The sequence below is a fragment of the Sphingobium sp. VMM genome (assembly GCF_056790315.1).
In genome coordinates, this window is sequence record NZ_JBXGSI010000001.1 from 89,289 (window position 1) to 105,735 (window position 16,447).

General features: G+C 60.3%; 17 protein-coding genes. 11 read left to right on the forward strand and 6 right to left on the reverse strand.

Features of this window, described 5'->3' with window-relative positions:
* Window positions 1-43 precede the first annotated feature (43 nt).
* Together ACUCV3_RS00435 and ACUCV3_RS00440 are read right to left on the reverse strand one after the other, a co-directional pair.
* On the reverse strand, window positions 44-1,021 hold the full coding sequence (locus ACUCV3_RS00435; RefSeq protein WP_026109096.1) for a FecR family protein: 978 nt from the start codon (window positions 1,019-1,021) through the stop codon (window positions 44-46).
* 52 nt (window positions 1,022-1,073) lie between these two features.
* Window positions 1,074-1,640 (reverse strand): RNA polymerase sigma factor, encoded by a 567-nt coding sequence (locus ACUCV3_RS00440; RefSeq protein ID WP_026109097.1) that lies wholly within the window; start codon window positions 1,638-1,640, stop codon window positions 1,074-1,076.
* A 571-nt stretch (window positions 1,641-2,211) separates the two neighbouring features.
* Between ACUCV3_RS00440 and ACUCV3_RS00445 the strand changes: the two genes are divergently transcribed.
* Complete coding sequence (locus tag ACUCV3_RS00445; protein WP_017500756.1) at window positions 2,212-2,568, forward strand: sigma factor-like helix-turn-helix DNA-binding protein; 357 nt, start codon at window positions 2,212-2,214, stop codon at window positions 2,566-2,568.
* Between the two features lie 106 nt (window positions 2,569-2,674).
* Here the strand turns inward: ACUCV3_RS00445 and ACUCV3_RS00450 are convergent, their stop codons facing one another.
* The 4 genes from ACUCV3_RS00450 to ACUCV3_RS00465 form a co-directional block, all read right to left on the reverse strand.
* Window positions 2,675-3,409, reverse strand: a complete 735-nt coding sequence (locus tag ACUCV3_RS00450; protein WP_157228480.1) for a dienelactone hydrolase family protein — start codon at window positions 3,407-3,409, stop codon at window positions 2,675-2,677.
* Window positions 3,410-3,448: 39 nt separating this feature from the next.
* Window positions 3,449-3,736 carry a hypothetical protein gene (locus ACUCV3_RS00455; RefSeq protein WP_017500758.1) on the reverse strand — a complete coding sequence of 96 codons (288 nt, stop codon included), beginning with the start codon at window positions 3,734-3,736 and terminating at the stop codon, window positions 3,449-3,451.
* A 30-nt stretch (window positions 3,737-3,766) separates the two neighbouring features.
* Window positions 3,767-4,681: a dimethylarginine dimethylaminohydrolase family protein gene (locus ACUCV3_RS00460; RefSeq protein WP_157228481.1), complete on the reverse strand. Its 915-nt coding sequence runs from the start codon at window positions 4,679-4,681 to the stop codon at window positions 3,767-3,769.
* A gap of 599 nt (window positions 4,682-5,280) precedes the next feature.
* On the reverse strand, window positions 5,281-5,829 hold the full coding sequence (locus tag ACUCV3_RS00465) for a hypothetical protein (protein ID WP_017500760.1): 549 nt from the start codon (window positions 5,827-5,829) through the stop codon (window positions 5,281-5,283).
* Between the two features lie 306 nt (window positions 5,830-6,135).
* Between ACUCV3_RS00465 and ACUCV3_RS00470 the strand changes: the two genes are divergently transcribed.
* The 10 genes from ACUCV3_RS00470 to ACUCV3_RS00515 all read left to right on the forward strand — a co-directional run bounded on the left by ACUCV3_RS00470 (window position 6,136) and on the right by ACUCV3_RS00515 (window position 16,427).
* Window positions 6,136-6,726, forward strand: a complete 591-nt coding sequence (locus ACUCV3_RS00470) for a TerD family protein (RefSeq protein ID WP_026109100.1) — start codon at window positions 6,136-6,138, stop codon at window positions 6,724-6,726.
* Between the two features lie 51 nt (window positions 6,727-6,777).
* Window positions 6,778-7,989: a TerD family protein gene (locus ACUCV3_RS00475; RefSeq protein WP_017500762.1), complete on the forward strand. Its 1,212-nt coding sequence runs from the start codon at window positions 6,778-6,780 to the stop codon at window positions 7,987-7,989.
* 72 nt (window positions 7,990-8,061) lie between these two features.
* A complete protein-coding gene (locus tag ACUCV3_RS00480; RefSeq protein ID WP_081261042.1) occupies window positions 8,062-9,228 on the forward strand; it encodes a DUF475 domain-containing protein in 1,167 nt (388 codons plus the stop codon).
* 60 nt (window positions 9,229-9,288) lie between these two features.
* Window positions 9,289-10,425 (forward strand): TerD family protein, encoded by a 1,137-nt coding sequence (locus tag ACUCV3_RS00485; protein ID WP_017500764.1) that lies wholly within the window; start codon window positions 9,289-9,291, stop codon window positions 10,423-10,425.
* A 76-nt stretch (window positions 10,426-10,501) separates the two neighbouring features.
* A complete protein-coding gene (locus ACUCV3_RS00490) occupies window positions 10,502-11,074 on the forward strand; it encodes a TerD family protein (RefSeq protein WP_017500765.1) in 573 nt (190 codons plus the stop codon).
* Window positions 11,075-11,150: 76 nt separating this feature from the next.
* Window positions 11,151-11,732, forward strand: coding sequence for a TerD family protein (locus ACUCV3_RS00495; RefSeq protein WP_017500766.1), 582 nt, complete (start codon window positions 11,151-11,153; stop codon window positions 11,730-11,732).
* Window positions 11,733-11,840: 108 nt separating this feature from the next.
* Window positions 11,841-13,145 carry a VWA domain-containing protein gene (locus ACUCV3_RS00500; protein WP_017500767.1) on the forward strand — a complete coding sequence of 435 codons (1,305 nt, stop codon included), beginning with the start codon at window positions 11,841-11,843 and terminating at the stop codon, window positions 13,143-13,145.
* A gap of 48 nt (window positions 13,146-13,193) precedes the next feature.
* The gene (locus ACUCV3_RS00505; RefSeq protein ID WP_017500768.1) at window positions 13,194-14,192 is read left to right on the forward strand and encodes an ATP-grasp domain-containing protein; all 999 of its coding nucleotides are present in this window, start codon (window positions 13,194-13,196) and stop codon (window positions 14,190-14,192) included.
* A gap of 15 nt (window positions 14,193-14,207) precedes the next feature.
* Window positions 14,208-15,350 carry a S1C family serine protease gene (locus ACUCV3_RS00510; protein WP_293919433.1) on the forward strand — a complete coding sequence of 381 codons (1,143 nt, stop codon included), beginning with the start codon at window positions 14,208-14,210 and terminating at the stop codon, window positions 15,348-15,350.
* 9 nt (window positions 15,351-15,359) lie between these two features.
* Window positions 15,360-16,427, forward strand: a complete 1,068-nt coding sequence (locus tag ACUCV3_RS00515; protein ID WP_086027942.1) for a DUF4236 domain-containing protein — start codon at window positions 15,360-15,362, stop codon at window positions 16,425-16,427.
* The last annotated feature ends 20 nt before the right edge of the window (window positions 16,428-16,447 follow it).

A 16,447-nucleotide genomic window follows, 5' to 3' on the forward strand; every position in this document is an offset into this window, starting at 1 on the left:
TAGGGAAGACGGGAATCTGTTTTTCTAAAGCCGATTGGCCGAATTATTTCTTCTCGGTCAAAATCAGCTTATTGGGTTTCGATCGGTCGATGGTGGCATCAAGAAAGCTGGCCAGCCCCTGCGCGACACGCTCGATGTCGCGAATGTCGATATCGGCGAATATCTCGCGATTGCCGAGCGCCGGCGTCGCCAGTTCAATCTTGGTCTCGCTATAGCTGTTGGCTTCGGCGATGATCTCGCTGATGGGAACATTGTCGAAGCTCTTCACACCGCTCACCCATTGTTGTTCGGATAGAGGCACAGGGATGACAGAAATCTCGGTGGCGAGTCTAGTCTTCAGCTTGAGCAGCTGCCCGGGCTGGAGCTGAAGCGGCGTCGCCTGATCGGCCGGGATCGAATGCGTAAAGGCTACCATGACGGGGGTGTCGATGGGATTGACGCGGACACCATTTCTCAAAGTTATATCGAAACTGCCGCCCTGGCTCGCCACGGTCGTGCCTGCGGCACTGACGACGAATGGTCTTTGAGCGTCCCGCGTGACGCTGAACCGCGCCCGTCCGCGCTTGATTGCCACATTGCGATTTGTGGCGGTAATCTCCACGAGAAGAAGCGTGTCGGTGTCGAGAAGCACCGATGTGCCGTCGCTTAGCCGCTCGGTACGCTTTTCTCCCACCCGGGTCTCGATCGGCGTGCGGGCTTCGCTTTGCGCGATCAACCTTGGCGCGTCATCTTGCGATCGCCACCAGATACTTCCCACGACGAGCACGAGCGCGAGCGATGCGGCAAGGGGCACAAACGGTCGGAAGCTTCGCTTGTTCTTGGGCGCATGCAGCCGGCGTGAACGCATGCGGAGCTCTGCAGCGGCGCCGCCTGCCTCAAGCATTTCGCGAACGGCGTCGAGATAGCGGGCCTCGCGGGACGGATCTGCCGCCACCCAGGCTGAAAAGTCAGCCTGATGCTCCCCCAGCCTGTCGAGGGCGGTGGGATCGGGAACGGCATGGTGATCAGCGAGGATGAGCATTGCCCACTCCATCGCCTCCTGATTGTCGCGCGCCGCTCGGGCAGCGCCAGTGTCAGTCATCATTGGCCTCGCGGTGGGCAACCACATGCTTGATGGCCCTTAGCATATGCTTTTGAACCACCCAGAGCGGCACATCCAGCTCCTTGGCGATCTCGACATAGGTCTGCCCTTCGACGCGGTTCCGCAGGAAGATGTCGAGCGTGTCGGGCTTGAGCTGGTCGAGGATCAGCTTCCAGCGGGTGAGGTCCTGACGTGCCTGCGTCTCGCGATGCGTATCGCTGGCGGCAATGAGGTCGAGATCGTCATCGAGCAATGTCGAGCGGCGCGATAGAAGCGTCGAGCCGCGCGCGATGAAATCGCGTAGCAAATTGGTTGCGATGCGCGTCAGATAGGCTTGAGGGCTTTCCAGCGCCTGGGCGGGCGCTGCGCGCACGAAGCGTGTAAAAGCCTCCTGGGCCAGTTCATCTGCGTCGGCCTGGTTACCGAGCTGGCGCGTGAAGAAGCGCATGAGGCGAGGCTTCTCCCTGTTGTAGAATTCCGGAAAGCGAAAGGGTTCGGCTTCGGAATCCGTGTGTCTGACGGGACCGCGTACGCGATCCTCGCTTCTGCCATGGCTCATCTGTCGCACCTATGTCCATCTCGGGGCGACGGCCGTGAGCCGGATGTTCGAAACCTGTGGAAACCGCAGGCGCATGCGCCTTTACCGTTGCCGGCTGGACATGCGCGCATGCCACCCGGCCCCAGTGAAACTGTGACCGAGCTGGTTTCCAAGGAGTTTCGACGCCCCGCTTCCCGGCTTTCACGGGAAGCGCGACCAATTTGCCGGAATGAAGGGTGAACGCAACCCCAAAGAGCGCGCTTTGTGACGTTTTTGCGCAGGCAGGCTGGAAGAGAAGAAAGGGGGGAGGGCGGCTGCTCGCTGCGCGAACACCGCGCTCTTGCCGGAGCGGCGTGCCGCCGCACCGGCCGGCCTCGGCTGCGCCGATCCCGGCCCTTCGAGCTGCGATCGCTGCCGCAAGAACGGATGCTTTAATAAGAACAAATGGGGCGCGGGAAGGGGCATCATGTGGAACATGGCGACCCTGAACAGCCGTGGTCGCCATCCCTCAGGTCCTCAGAAGGGAAGGGGGGAGGTGGTGGGTGGAGGTCGCCAGATTGGCTGGCTGCCATCCTGAAAGGAGTCTTCCCCCATGGCCCAACATCATAATGTAAGCAGCTGTCTCGCGAGGTTCGTGACGCGGATGCGTGACCGCGTCGCTGATGACATCTGCGCCGCGCGTATCGAACGCTACTTGGCAACGGCGGCGCTCGAAGAGGGCCAGCCGCCCCGTAAAGCGGCGGGCGAGAGGGATCCGGGTATCAACGAGGCGGTGGCGCGGATGGATGCCCTCACACGCGGCATTCTCGCCCTGGTGGTCAGTCAGAAAATGAGCGTCTCGCAGATCGCCCGGCGTTTCGGGATGAGCGAGGAGCGGGTCTGCCGGCATTTCAGGCGCGCCGTCGAGATGGTCGTAATGAGGCGAGACGATGGAAGCTGCGGCGAATAGCATTCATATCATGGGTTTGCCCGGCATTCGATATGCACGGCGGTGGACGACAGCGCCTGGGAATTGCATGGCAGGGGCCAATTATGGAAGGGGGCGCTTCTGGAACCTAAACGACACTCTGAGAGGCAAGGTTGAGGTCGAGAAAATCGATCAGCGCGCGCCAGGACAGCCCATGTGCGGTAGCGTCATAGGCCATGCGCGCGTCGCCCAGCCGATCGACATCCTCGTTGGTGAAGCTATGCCAGGCGTCGCCATAGGTCGTGATCTGCCAATGCGCCTGTGCCTGCATCATCTCCCTCTGGAACGCCGCAACATCTTCGTGAGGTACGAGCGGATCTCGCGCGCCGGTAAACACCGCTATGCGCGCCTTCACCTCACCAGCTTGCGCCGGTCGAGCCGTGGTCAGCAGGCCGTGGAAGCTGGCGACCGCTGCTATCTCGGCACCAGACCGCGCCAATTCCAGAGCGGCAAATCCGCCGAAGCAAAAGCCGATCGCGGCACTGGCGGCAGGATTGACCCCGGTCGCGGACAGAAGCGCGTCAAAACCCGCCCTCACTCGTCCGCGCACAAGATCAGGATTGCTGCGAAACGCATCCAGCGCATCGCGCATCGCCTCGCCTTCTAACGGCTCGCCATTTCCGTGCATGTCGGCTGCGAGAGCAGTATATCCGAGATTGGCCAGTTTGCGGCAATGGCGCCGGACATTGCCACCAATTCCGTCCGCTTCGTGGATGACCAGTACGGCGCGGCCATTGGGCTGGAGCCTTGGCCGAAAAAGCTCGCCGAGCAGAGCCTTGCTCCCATGGAAATAGGCATAGGGCTCGCCGCCAATGTCGTTCATCAAGCGTTCCTGCATTCCGGTTTTGGGAAGAAGGGCTTCCTAATCAGCTCCTGCCTCTACCAGAATCTGTTTGATCAGCTCCAGCTGCGCTTCGTCGTTCACGTCAATCGAAACGAGGACGGGCGAATGCAAAGCAGCATCGTCTCGTTCCTCTTCCAGCGGTGCGGCTGCGTCTCCGCCACTAATCTCCTCCCCGACACTGTTTTCGGGTCCATCAGCGGCGACAAAAATGTCGCTGCGCTCGATTCCGTGAGTCTGCACCAGCAGTTCAACCGCGTTTTCAGCTTCGGCGCGGGTGGCGAAGCGCGCTTCGATTGTCTGGCTCATCGTTACTCCTCTTTTGTAAATGAACAGGCATCAGGCTGGGATGCGGCGCAGCGGCTGAGTGAGGCAGTGTATGCCTCCCCCGCACGCAGCGAACTGAGAAATGTCGATCTCGTCCACAGCGTAGCCCGCCTTGCGCAGCGCGGTCGTGACAACCGTATCGGTGGCGCTTGTGAGGATTCGGCGCCCGCCTAGCGAAAGGATGTTACAGCCGAGCGAGGACGAGAGCGCCGTGGGCATGGGGATGATTTTGATACCGCGCTCATATAGAGCCTCGACGAACGTCGGGTCCAGCAGCTCCAGGCAGCCGATCGCCTCGTCCTTTTCTACCATGCAGAAAATAGTGTCGAGGTGCAGATGGTCGGCATGAAAGGGGCATAGCAGCACATCCCAACCCGCAGCCCGAAACGGCGCCGCGAACTCTTCCGCCCCCGCGGCGCAACTGCGTTCGCCCGACATACCCACTATGAGGAGACCCTCTCGCACAACGCAGACGTCCCCGCCTTCGATCGTGCCACGCGTGATCTGCCGCACAGGTATATTCCACTCAGCACAGGTTTCCAGCAGCGCATCGACTTCGCCTCGGCGGTGCGGCATGGCTGGATTGAGGGCGGTCATGCCCCATGGCGTCGCGACACCGATGTCGCGGGTGAAGCACATGTCCGGCAGATCGCGAAGTGGGGCGAGGCTATGACAGCGCACGCGATGCCGCTCTAGCGCCTCTACAAGCATGTTATGCTGCCGCAGAGCCTCAGCGGCATCGGTCTTAAAGCCGGCAGCCAGGGCCTCACGGGTGACGGCGCAGCAGGGCACGGGCGTCAAATGAAGCGGCGGGCAGAGGATGACGTCGGTCAGCCGGTCAGTCTCGCTTACAACATGACTCTCAAGAAATGCCGGCGGCACCTTGCCCGCCATGACGCCATCAAATGCACCGAAATCGACTTTCATGGTCATCTCCTGACCACGACAACCGAAACCCGTTATCGGCAGTTCCCCAGCTTATCATCGGTTAGGACGTTTTGAGGCGATCGGGTTGGCATATCGGGAGCGCCTGAGGCCAATCGGCGCGCGGCTTTTTGACCGGCGTTGGGACATTCGCGACAGTCAACTTTCGGACGTTCATCCAAGGAAGCAGACATTCGCCACCTTTATCATCACCACCGTATTGCGCCCAAAACTGGTCATTGAGGAACTGTTCGGCGATCTGGAAAGTGGCGGGACCGAAGCTGATCTGCCTGGGCCGAAGCTTCACTCGGTTGCATTGTATCTTGCAGGGGCTACGGCTTCACACTGGAGTTGCCGTTGCTCTCGCCATCCGGCTCCGGCCGGCGGCGGCGCCCGGCGAGCGAGGTTGTGGTCACGATCCCTATCTGCTCGATTGCTGAGCCATGTTCAGGCGCAACCTATGACTGGGTCAAGTGAGCCGATATCCGCCACCCGTCGAATGGATGATCGGCCGCATCATCTATGCAGCCGATCATGATATTCACCGCCTTAGCAAAGCAATTCAAGCCTGTCTAAACCGGACCTGCAGTGCTACGTATGGCCTAACTCTTGATGGTGTAAACTTCTTCAGTCTTTGAACCATCTGAATATGCCTCGATCACTCGCACCTTGTTGCCCTCAAACGAGAATGTGAGGATTTCGTCCTCTGGACCATCACGCCACCTTCCAGTGCCTGATCCAGCAAAGGAGTCCACGCCGCGCCAGTGAATCCTATTCCCTACAATCCGACAGTCCTGCTTCCACAGCTTCCCGTCATCCGGACGCTTATACTGATTGTGTACAATATCTCCGTCCGCAGAAGCCTTCATAATGGACGGGCTTTTCCCCATCAGAATAGCGATCCCAGCTTTGCAGGCACGGACTTGATCCTTACGTGACAGCGTAGTTGGCTCTCTGGGGGCAACGGCTCCCGGCTTGTCCATTTTGCCAAGCGCGGCGTCTGCATGATTCAGCGCCTCATCAGCCGCAGCTTCCGCGAGCACTGTCTCATTCGCTGCACGCACGGCCTCTCGCTCGTCTGACGAGGATCCGCACGCGGGAAGCCCGCCCATGCACACCAGCAAAATAGCAGTTGAGTGTAGCTTTTTCATTTGCCCTCCCGATGAAGTCTGCTCTGCCTATGGCGGTAATCACTTCCAGCCAAGAACCAGCTAACCGGCATTTTCATCCCGGAAATTTTCCGGATTGCACCATGCATTCGACTGAGAGAGCGAGACCATCGAAATTTTCATAGGGGCTTCCCCATGTTCATTTAAAGATTAAGATGCATTGCAAGGGGGAATTCGTGAATTTTTAAGCTGTTCTGGCAATCCTGCGGCCCTTCGGACGGAGGGCAGTCGCCTTGCGCGGCAAAGATTGGCGATTTCTACAAAAATTAGCACGAGGAAAGTATAACGATGACGGTAACCCTGCGGAAGAACTCGAGCGTCAGCCTTCAGAAGCAAGCCGGCAGTACCCTGACAGGTATTACTTTGGGCGTCGGCTGGGATGTTGCCACCAGCGGCAGCGGTTTCATGGGCAAGCTGTTCGGTGGCGGCCAGCCGGAAAGCATCGATCTTGACGCTTCCTGCATTCTCTTCGACGGCAGCGGCAAGCCGCTCGACATCGTCTATTTCGGCCAGCTCAACAGCAAAGACGGTTCGGTCCGACACAGCGGCGACAACCTCACCGGCGAGGGCGACGGTGACGATGAATCGATCGCCATCGATCTGACCCGGCTGCCAGATCTGGTCGAAACGCTGGTGCTGACCGTGAACTCCTTCCGGGGCCAGACCTTCGATAAGATCCAGAACGCCTATGGCCGCGTCGTGAACTCGAACGGCACGGAACTGGCGCGCTTCGACATCTCCGACTCCGGCCCGCACACCGGCCTGGTTCTTGCGAGCGTCACGCGCAATGGTGGCGATTGGACGTTCAAGGCCATCGGCGCCCGGGCAACCGGCCGCACGGCTCATGACCTGACGGCGGAAGCCGCTCGCCACATCTAATGCCTTTTGGCGGGGAGAAAAAAGCTCCCCGCCTTCATTCTGGAGTAACGCATGCAGCTGCAGCGGGGGGAAAAGCGCGGCCTGTCTGATCTTGGCGTCGGCAATCGTCTGACGATCAAGGTGGATTTTGGCCTCGAAGGTGTCGATATCGCAGCCTTCGGCCTCAACAAGGAAAAAAAGATTGGGGACGACCGCTATGTCGTTCTCTTCTCCAACACGCGTACGCCGGAGGGAGCAGTCACGCTCATTCCGACATCCGACAGTGCCGTCTTCAACATCGACCTCGACCAACTGCCAGCGGCCATGGATCGGATCGTATTTACCGCGACCCATGATACACGCCCGGTCGCTGAATCTAGGCCGCTCACTGTCACGATTGACGGTTCCAAGGCGATGTTCAACGTCGCAGAGCATCTCTCGTCCGAAAAGGCCGTGATGCTGATCGAGCTTTATCGCCACAGCTCCGGCTGGAAGGTTGGCACGATGGCGGCCGGCTTTGCAGCAGGGCTGGCCGCTCTCATCGAGCATTTCGGCGGGGAAATCGCTGAAACCCCTTCGCCTGCCCCCACGCCGACGCCGGCCGCGCCTCCGCCGCCCCCGCGTCCCGCAGCGCCGCCTCCACCTCCACCTCCGCCTCCGCCGCCTCCGGCAGCGCCTGTCTCGTTGAAGAAGATCACATTGGAGAAATCCAATCCGTCGGTCAGCCTCAAAAAGACCGGTTCGACGTTCGGCGAGATCATCCTTAACCTGAACTGGAACCAGGGCGAAGCGAAGCGCGGCTTCTTCGGCGGCGGGTCCAAGAAGGTCGACCTTGACCTCGGCGTCATGTTCGAGATGCATGATGGCTTCAAGGGTTGCATCCAGGCTCTCGGCGAGAGCTTCGGCTCGTTTGACTATGCGCCCTGGATTGAGCTCTCCGGCGATGACCGCACCGGCTCGGTCGCAACCGGCGAGACGATCCGGGTCAACGGACGCTTCTTCGACCAGATCAAGCGCATCGGGGTGTTCGCTCTGATCTACGACGGCGTCCCCAACTGGCGCCAGACCGACGGTATCGTCCGGATGAACATCCCAGGGCAGCCCGAGATCGAGGTTCAGATGAATGAAGGGGATGATAACCGCCGTCTCTGCGGTATCGCCCTCATCGATAACGTGGGGGGGAACCTGCAGATGAAGCGCCATATGAAATATTATCGCGACCAGAAGCAGTTCGCCGACGACATCGGCATCCGCCTGCGCTGGACAGCCGGCTCGAAGGATTGAGCCGGCCACCTCATCGTTTCACATTTTTGCGGCAGGATTGACCTGTTCCAGCCAGCCCACAGGGGGGTATAAATGAAGAATTTCACAGGGTCATTGGCGTTCACCGTCTTTGCCCTCATTGCAGCCGGTTTGGTCGGTTACAGTGAGTCCGGGTTGCTCAGCGGCGCCCTTTCCATGGCTTTCCTTGCGCTGGTGCTCGGCGTTATGGAAACCTCGCTCAGCCTCGACAATGCGGTTGTCAACGCGACCGTCCTCAAGGACATGGACGAGGTTTGGCGCCGCCGCTTTCTCACCTGGGGCATGCTCATCGCCGTCTTCGGCATGCGCATCATTTTCCCGATCCTGATCGTCTCCTTCTCGGCCTTCGTCTGGCCGTGGGAAGCCGCGCGCATCGCGGTCACCGACCATGAACTCTACGAGCAGATCGTCACCGGTGCCCATGTCGGCATTTCTGGCTTTGGCGGCGCGTTCCTGATGCTGGTCGGCCTCAGCTTCTTCTTCGACGACGAGCGCGAGCATCACTGGCTCGGCTTCATCGAAGGCCCGCTGTCGGCTTTCGCCAAGATCCCTTATTCTCCCTACATCGCGACCGTCGCGATCGTTGCTGGCCTGTCCTTCCTCGTCCACGGTCATGAACAGCAGACCTTCCTGATTGCCGGCCTCGCCGGTGTTGTGGTCTACTTCCTCGTGCAATGGTTCGGGGACCTGGTCGGCGGCGAAGAAGATGCGACCGGTGCGGTCGTTCGTTCAGGCGCAGGCGCGTTCCTCTACCTTGAGGTTCTGGACGCTTCCTTCTCCTTCGACGGCGTGATCGGCGCCTTTGCCATCACCAACAACATCATCCTGATTGCTCTGGGCCTCGGCATCGGCGCCTTCTTCGTCCGCTCGATGACCATCGCGCTGGTGAAGGGTGGCCACCTGGCGGAATTCCGCTTCCTCGAGCCTGGTGCCTTCTATGCGATCATCGCCTTGGGCATGATCATGCTTCTGAGCATCCGGATCGAAACCCCGGAAGTCGTCACCGGCCTGCTGGGCGCGGCCATTCTAGCGCTCTCGCTCTGGGCATCGGTCCGCCACCGCAAGCGCTTTCCACATGAATATGAAGAGGGTGGTGAAGCCGAAGCGATCCTGCCCACCGGCCAGGTCATCGTCGGTGCGCATACGGCAGGCGCCGACACGGTCGAACCGACCAGCCCGGCTGCTTCGCCGACCGGCAATCCTGGTCCGCAGACGGCCTGATCGAGCAACGGGGCGCCCGACGGCGCCCCTTCATATCACCATCAGACAAACGCAAGAGCCATGCAGCTTCAAAAAGGCGCAAACGCCGAGATCGATAGCAATATCGTGGAAATCAGCTGGCACGCCACGCCCGGCAAAGCCGAGGTGGACGTCTCAGCCTATCTTTTGACCGGCGAGCGCAAGGTCGAAGGTGATGCTGGCATGGTTTTCTATGGCCAGCGCAGCGTCCCGGGTGCAAACCTCACGATCTATCAGGAACAGCGCGCAGCGGTTTTCGAGATCAACCCAGCCACACTGCCTGCGACCATCGAGACCATCGCTTTCTGCGTGGCACTGGACACAAGCCACGATCAGTCGCGCCGCCTCGCCGACGTTGGTGCTCTCAAAATGCAGATGGGATCGAACAGCTTCGAGATCCCACTAGCCGGCATGTCCGAGCAGGCTCTCATCATCTGTGAAGTCTATAAGCGCAACGGCACCCTCAAGGTGCGGGCCGTCGGTCAGGGCTTCAACGGCGGTTTGGCCCCGCTTGCTATCAATTTCGGCGTCGACGTCGAAGGCGCCAATGAACAAGCGCCAACGCCAGTCTCCGCCCCGTCAACACCAGTGAGCGCTGTCTCCCTCAAGAAGGTCACGCTCGCCAAAAATGAGCGTGTGAGTCTGTCGAAAGCCACGGGCAGCATTCGCGCCAAGCTCAAATGGGAAGGACGTGGAAAGGGAGAGGGCGACCTCGACCTCTATTGCTTCTACGTCCTCAAGGACGGGACCTGCGGCAAGGTGTATTGGAAGGACATGGGGCGCTCTCACGCGCTGCCCTACATCAGCCTGTCGGGAGATTCTCAGGTAGCTGGTGAAGAAGAAATAGTCCTGCATCGCCCGGACGAGCTTCGCTACGCCCTGTTTGGTGCTTACAGCGCCGTCAGCAACGGCGCCGGCTCTTTCGAGAGCTATCGTCCCAAGCTCATCTTCTACGGCCAGGATGGCAGCGAGGTCACCGTGCCACTGCTCAATCCGAACCGGACCTCCTACTGGGTCGCCATCACCCATCTCGATATCGATCGCGAGATCGTGATCCAGCATGTCGAGACATATGGGAAGAGCGGCCGCGCCTTTGTTGCTGCTGAACGGGCGCCCCGCCTTCATGCGGATGGCACCTGGGACATCAGCAAGGGGGCAATCGAATTCAAGCGCAAGTAGCTTGATCATCTCTCGCGTGCTGCTGGGCGGGCGCCGCGCGGAACCACCAACGCCAAAATGAAAGGACGTTTGAAACATGGCAATTTCGCTTTCCAAGGGTGGCAATGTCAGCCTGTCGAAGGAAGATCCAACTCTCGACGAAATCATGATCGGCCTGGGCTGGGACGCGCGCGCCACCGACGGCTCGGACTTCGACCTCGACGCCTCGGCCTTCCTGCTGGCCGCCAGCGGCAAGGTCCGCAGCGACAGCGACTTCGTCTTCTACAACAACAAGGTCGTGGCCGGCGTTGAGCATCAGGGCGACAACCGCACCGGTGCCGGCGAAGGTGACGACGAGCAGATCAAGGTCACGCTGTCGAAGCTGCCGGCCGACGTCGACAAGGTCGCGATCGTCGTCACCATCCACGAAGGCGAGGCCAAGGGGCAGAGCTTCGGCCAGGTCTCGAACGCGTTCATCCGCCTGGTCAACCAGCAGTCGAACAACGAAGTTGTCCGCTACGACCTGTCGGAAGACGCCTCGGTCGAAACCGCGATGATCCTCGGCGAAGTCTATCGTCACGGCACCGACTGGAAATTCCGCGCCGTCGGCCAGGGCTTCAAGGGCGGCCTGGGTCCGCTTGCCACCAATTACGGCGTCAACGTTGGCTGATCTGTTCCGGGGGCGCAGCCGCGCCCCCTGCCTGACTTCACACCTTTCAAAAACACAGCACCAGTAGGAGTGTTCAATGGCTGTTTCTCTCGTCAAAGGCGGCAACGTTTCGCTCTCCAAGGAGGCTCCGGGGCTCACCTCCGTCACGGTCGGCCTCGGCTGGGACGTGCGCAAGACCGATGGCCAGGCCTTCGACCTCGACGCCTCGGCTTTCATCATCGGGGAAACCGACAAGGTCATCTCGGACGCGCACTTCGTGTTCTACAACAACAAAACCTCGCCCGACGGCTCGGTCGTCTATGGCGGCGACAACCGCACCGGTGACGGCGAAGGCGACGACGAAACCATCAAGATCGATTTCGCCAAACTGCCGGCCGACGTGAAGAAGGTCGTGATCGCGGTCACCATCCACGAAGGCGCCGAGCGCAAGCAGAATTTCGGTTCGGTCTCGAACGCCTACGCACGCGTCATCAACGATGCCGATGGCAAGGAGCTCGCGCGTTTCGACCTGTCGGAAGACAGCAGCACCAACGCCGCCATGATCTTCGTCGAGCTGTATCGCAGCGCCCAGGGCGAGATCAAGGTGAAGGCGATCGGCGAAGGCTGGGAATCGGGCCTGGCGGGCCTGGCCGGCGGTATGGGCGTTAACCTCGGCTGATATCCATGAAGCGGCCGGTCATCTAGCCGCTACCTCTCGAACCGCCGGGGCTTGCCTTCGGCGGTTCAACTGTCTTTTTTGTCCATAGGATATCGAGCCTTGAACCTGATGAACCCCGGCGAAAAGCGTGCCATCGCGGATTTCACTGACAGCAATGTCATCAACGTGATCGTTGCCCATGATCCGGCCGACATCGACATTGCCGCCTTCGGACTCGACGCGGCGAAAAAGATTGCCGACGACCGCTATACGGTCCTCTTCAGCAACAACGCTAGCCCGGACAAATCCATCACTATGTCCCGGTTGGACAGCGGGACGCTCTTCTCGATCTATCCTGAGAAGGTCCCGGGGCATATCGACCGCATCACGATCACCGCGACCCATGACACGCTCCCGCTGCAACGAGCCACCGTGTTGAAGGCGACCATCAACAACGCTGTGACCGTCGACGCCAAGCCGCATCTCGGCGACGAAAAAGCAGTTATGCTGCTGGATCTCTACCGCCATAATGGTGCCTGGCGCCTCGGCGCTGTCGTGCAGGGCTTTGCCGGTGGTCTTGCGGCCTTGGTCACACACTTCGGCGGAGAGGTCGATGACGGATCTGCTTCATCCCCCGCACCGAGCACCCCTGCGCCGGCGCCCATTCCGTCCGCCGCGCCATCCGCGCCTGTCTCGCTGAGCAAGGTCGATCTGCGCAAGCAGCAAGTCGGCGTCTCGCTCAAGAAGCTGGGGATCGAGCATGAGAAGGCCGAAGTCCTGTTCGTCATCGATGGCAGCGGCTCCATGGCCAAACTCTACAGCAATGGCACTGTCCAGGAGACGGTGGAACGCATCGCGCCAGTAGCCCTGCGGCTAGACGATGATGGCACCATGTCGACCTGGTTTTATGCCTCGCGTTGCAAGCAGGTCGAGGATCTGACCGCAAAAAACCTCGAAGGCTTCGTCGCACGTACACTTCCTTCTCCCGGCGCGAAAATCGGCGCCCGCGAGACCGGCAAGAAGGGCTTCTTCGGCGGCGCGGTCAAGGAAGGCGGGGACTCCATCGGCTACGGCAATAATGAGCCAGTGGTTATGAATGCCATTCTGGACGCCGAGCCGAGCCACCGCACCAAGCCGCTGGTGATCATTTTCCTGACCGACGGCGGAATCGACGGTTCGACCTCGAAAGAGATCATCGCGATACTCCAGCGGATCTCGAACCGCCCGATTTTCTGGCAGTTCGTGGGCGTCGGCAACGCGAACTACGGGGTTTTGCGAAAGCTCGATACCATCGACGGCCGGGTTGTCGACAATGCGGGCTTCTTCAGCGTCGATGATCTCTCGCGCATCAGCGACGATCAGCTTTACGACCGCATTCTATCCGAATTCCCAGCTTGGCTGAAGGCTGCGCGTGCCGCACGGATCATGCCCTGACCGCCTGTCTTAACCACAAAAGCACCATCTCTCCTCTAGGACTTTCCCATGCGTATCTGGTTCAATCGCGGCTTCTCCCTTGCTCCTATCTCGGCTGCCATGATCGCAGTCGATCCGACGCTGGAGGTCTACGCGAGCGTGGGCGAAGGCATGCCGGCCTATGAGGGGCCGACGGAGACCTGGGTCGAACCCAATTTGCCGGTGGCTCAATATGTCGAATGGGCGCGGGAGATAGTGATCGCCCGGGGCATCGATATCCTCATCCCGACACGGTACCGCAAAGCCCTCTCGCAAGCAGACCTGCCCTGCCGGGTGGAATTGCCAGGTTCGATCGAGACGCTCGCTCTTCTCGAGGACAAATATGATTTCGCGGAGGCGATCCGCGACGAACCCTTCCACCTGCTGACCACGCCCGTCGAAACCACGTGGCAGTTGGAGAGCAGCATCTTCACCTTTCCAGAAGTCCATGGCGAGGACGCCGAACCCTGCGTAAAGCCGCGCAAGGGCGTCAATGGCCTCGGGTTCTGGCATCTGACCAAGGTCAATCCGACCAGCCATCTCCTCAACCCAGACGAGCGGAAGATCCGAGTGGACCTCTACCTCGATGCCATGCGCGCGCAGGAGGTGGACGGCCCGATCGATGAACTCGTGCTGATGGAATTCCTGCCGGGCCCAGAGATCTCGTTCGACATTCTCGCGCACCACGGCCGGCTGCTGAAGGCAGTCGCGCGCACGAAACAGGAGAACGGCCGCCAGCGTATCCAGTCCGAGCATCCGCTGAAGGACGCGGCCGCCCGGCTGATCGAGCTGTTCAACCTGCATGGCGTTGTGAATGTCCAGTTCCGCAAGGCCAAGGACGGTAGCTGGAAGGCGCTTGAGATCAACAGCCGTCCCGCCGGCGGCGTTGTCTATGGCGAGAAAGTCGGCGCGCGCATCATTGCGGATTGGGCGGGACTGCTGACCAGCCGTCTCACCCCGGACAGCATCGACCGTCGCTCGATCGACACTGAGATCGCCATCTCAAACACCGTTCTTGAAGTCAGCTAAGCACGAGGGCCTCTGGTGATCACTCCGCAACCTGGTCAACGCATCCAGCTTAACAATAATCCAGAATGCCACATCCGGATTCTGGGGCGCGATGCTGAGCGATTGGGCGTCGCAGCGATCAACTCGCAGGGCGCAGTTCTGCCGTTCGAGGAAGGTCAGGAGGGGAGCTGGTATCTCTCCTCCTTCGCTCCGTTGGGTGATCAGTTCGAGATCATCGCCTACATCGTTGATGATCGGTCAGGAGGCTTCGTCAATCAGAGCTATCCCATCCAGATGGAGATTTCAGGCGAGCAATATGCGCTGCCGGCTCCAGACGGCCAACTCGCCGCCATCATCCTCTCTGAAATCTACGTGAAGGCCGGCACTCGGCGGATGAAGGTCTCGAACGAAGGCTATACCTTCGGCATCGACGCCTATCTCCGCGCCCGCAATCTCGCCTCTGTGACCATGCCCTTCCGGCAGCAAAAGCGGGCGCGGACGGAAGAGCCAGACCAAACTTCGCCGTTTGAACCCGACCGGCATCGCCCGTCCGCAGCCCCAGGACAGGTCATCGGCACCGGCAGCGGTATCATCGTTGCGCCTGATCTCGTGATCACCAATGCCCATGTCATCGAGGATGGAGAGAGCTTTCGTCAGGGACGGACGCAAAATCTCCTCCGACCGGTCGCAGTAGATCCCAAGCATGATTTGGCGCTGCTCGAAGGCTCAACCAATGGCCAGCCTCTGCCCATGCGTATCGGTGCGCCTATCTGGCTCGGCGAAAGCGTGATGGCTGCCGGCTTTCCCCTGATGGATGTGCTGGGCGCTGATCTGAAGGTGACTACCGGCAACATCTCAGGCCTCACCGGAAACCACGGCGACATCTCCCGCTTCCAGTTCACCGCCCCCATCGGGTCAGGCTCCTCTGGCGGCGCCATCGTCGATGAATATGGGAACCTGGTCGGCGTCACCTCGGCGTCCCTTGCCCATGGAAATATGCGCGAGCGCGGTTCGATCTCAGAGAATGTGAACTTTGGCATCCGCAGCAGCTTTGTTTTCGAAATGATCGCGGCCGCCGGCTTCACCGCGCCAACCCTTGGCCACCATTCGGAGAATAATCGCCGGGAGGTCGTCAACCGGCTGCGCGCCAGCGTCGTCAGCATCATCGTCAGCGCCTGAGGGGGTCTCGTGGGTTTTCGATTCAGCAAACGTATTTCAATCTTGCCGGGCGTCCGGCTCAACCTCAGCGGCTCTGGTGCTTCGCTATCGATCGGGCCGCGCGGCGCCTCGATTACGATGGGTAAGCGCGGTGTTTATGGCAATGTCGGCATCCCTGGAACCGGGCTGAGCTATCGCGAGCGGCTCGACAAGCCCAGCCGCAGCTCCATTCCAAGTCGGCCACCAGCCGTGCCAACGCCCCCGGAGCCTCAGATCCCCAACGGCCTCGTAGCTCGGATTGTCGAGGATCAGCTGGTGTTTCTCGATGGGGAAGGCCAGTCCATTGACCCCGCACTGATCCCGCTCATCAAGCGAACCATGAAGGACGAATTGCGCGAATTCCTTCAGGAAAATGTCGATGCGCGTAATGGCGCTGCCACCTCTCTAACGACCATCCATCTCGACATTCCCCAAACCGTGGGCCAGATCTCCGGCTCCAGCGCGGGAAAGCCAAGCCGCGAGCAATTTGCTTCTGGCGAGGAACACATGGCGGCGCTCATGGCTTGGCGGGCCGCTCAAGCGAACGCGGGGCCCGATCTCGCTGCGATCGAAGACGCTTTGCTGCAACGTCTCGGCTGGCTGGAATGGCCCCGCGAAACCAATATCGCGATTTCCTTCAGCGGCGGCAGGCTACTACTCGACGTGGACCTCCCGGAAATCGAGGACATGCCCTCGGTCAAATGGTCGGCTGACTTCACACAGCTGGCATTCCGCCCGAAAGAGCTGACCCAGAAGGAGCGCGCAGCTCTTTACCTCGACCATGTCTGTTCGCTGCTGGTGCGGCTCGTAGGGCATTCTATGGCGGTCGCTGAACCTATCCATACCGTCGCCCTGTCCGCCTACACGCAGAGAAGCGGGGCAATTGGGCAGGAACGAGACGAATATGTGGCCACCTTGTCGGTCGATCGGCCTGCATGGGGCGAGGTCAATCTTGCCTCCCTAGCGGAGATTGAGCCTCAAAATCTGCTCCGGCATCTCGGGGCAAAAATAGAAACCAACAGCAGAGGAATACTGCTGGTCCAGACGCCTCTGACATGATCAAATATATGCAGGGCATA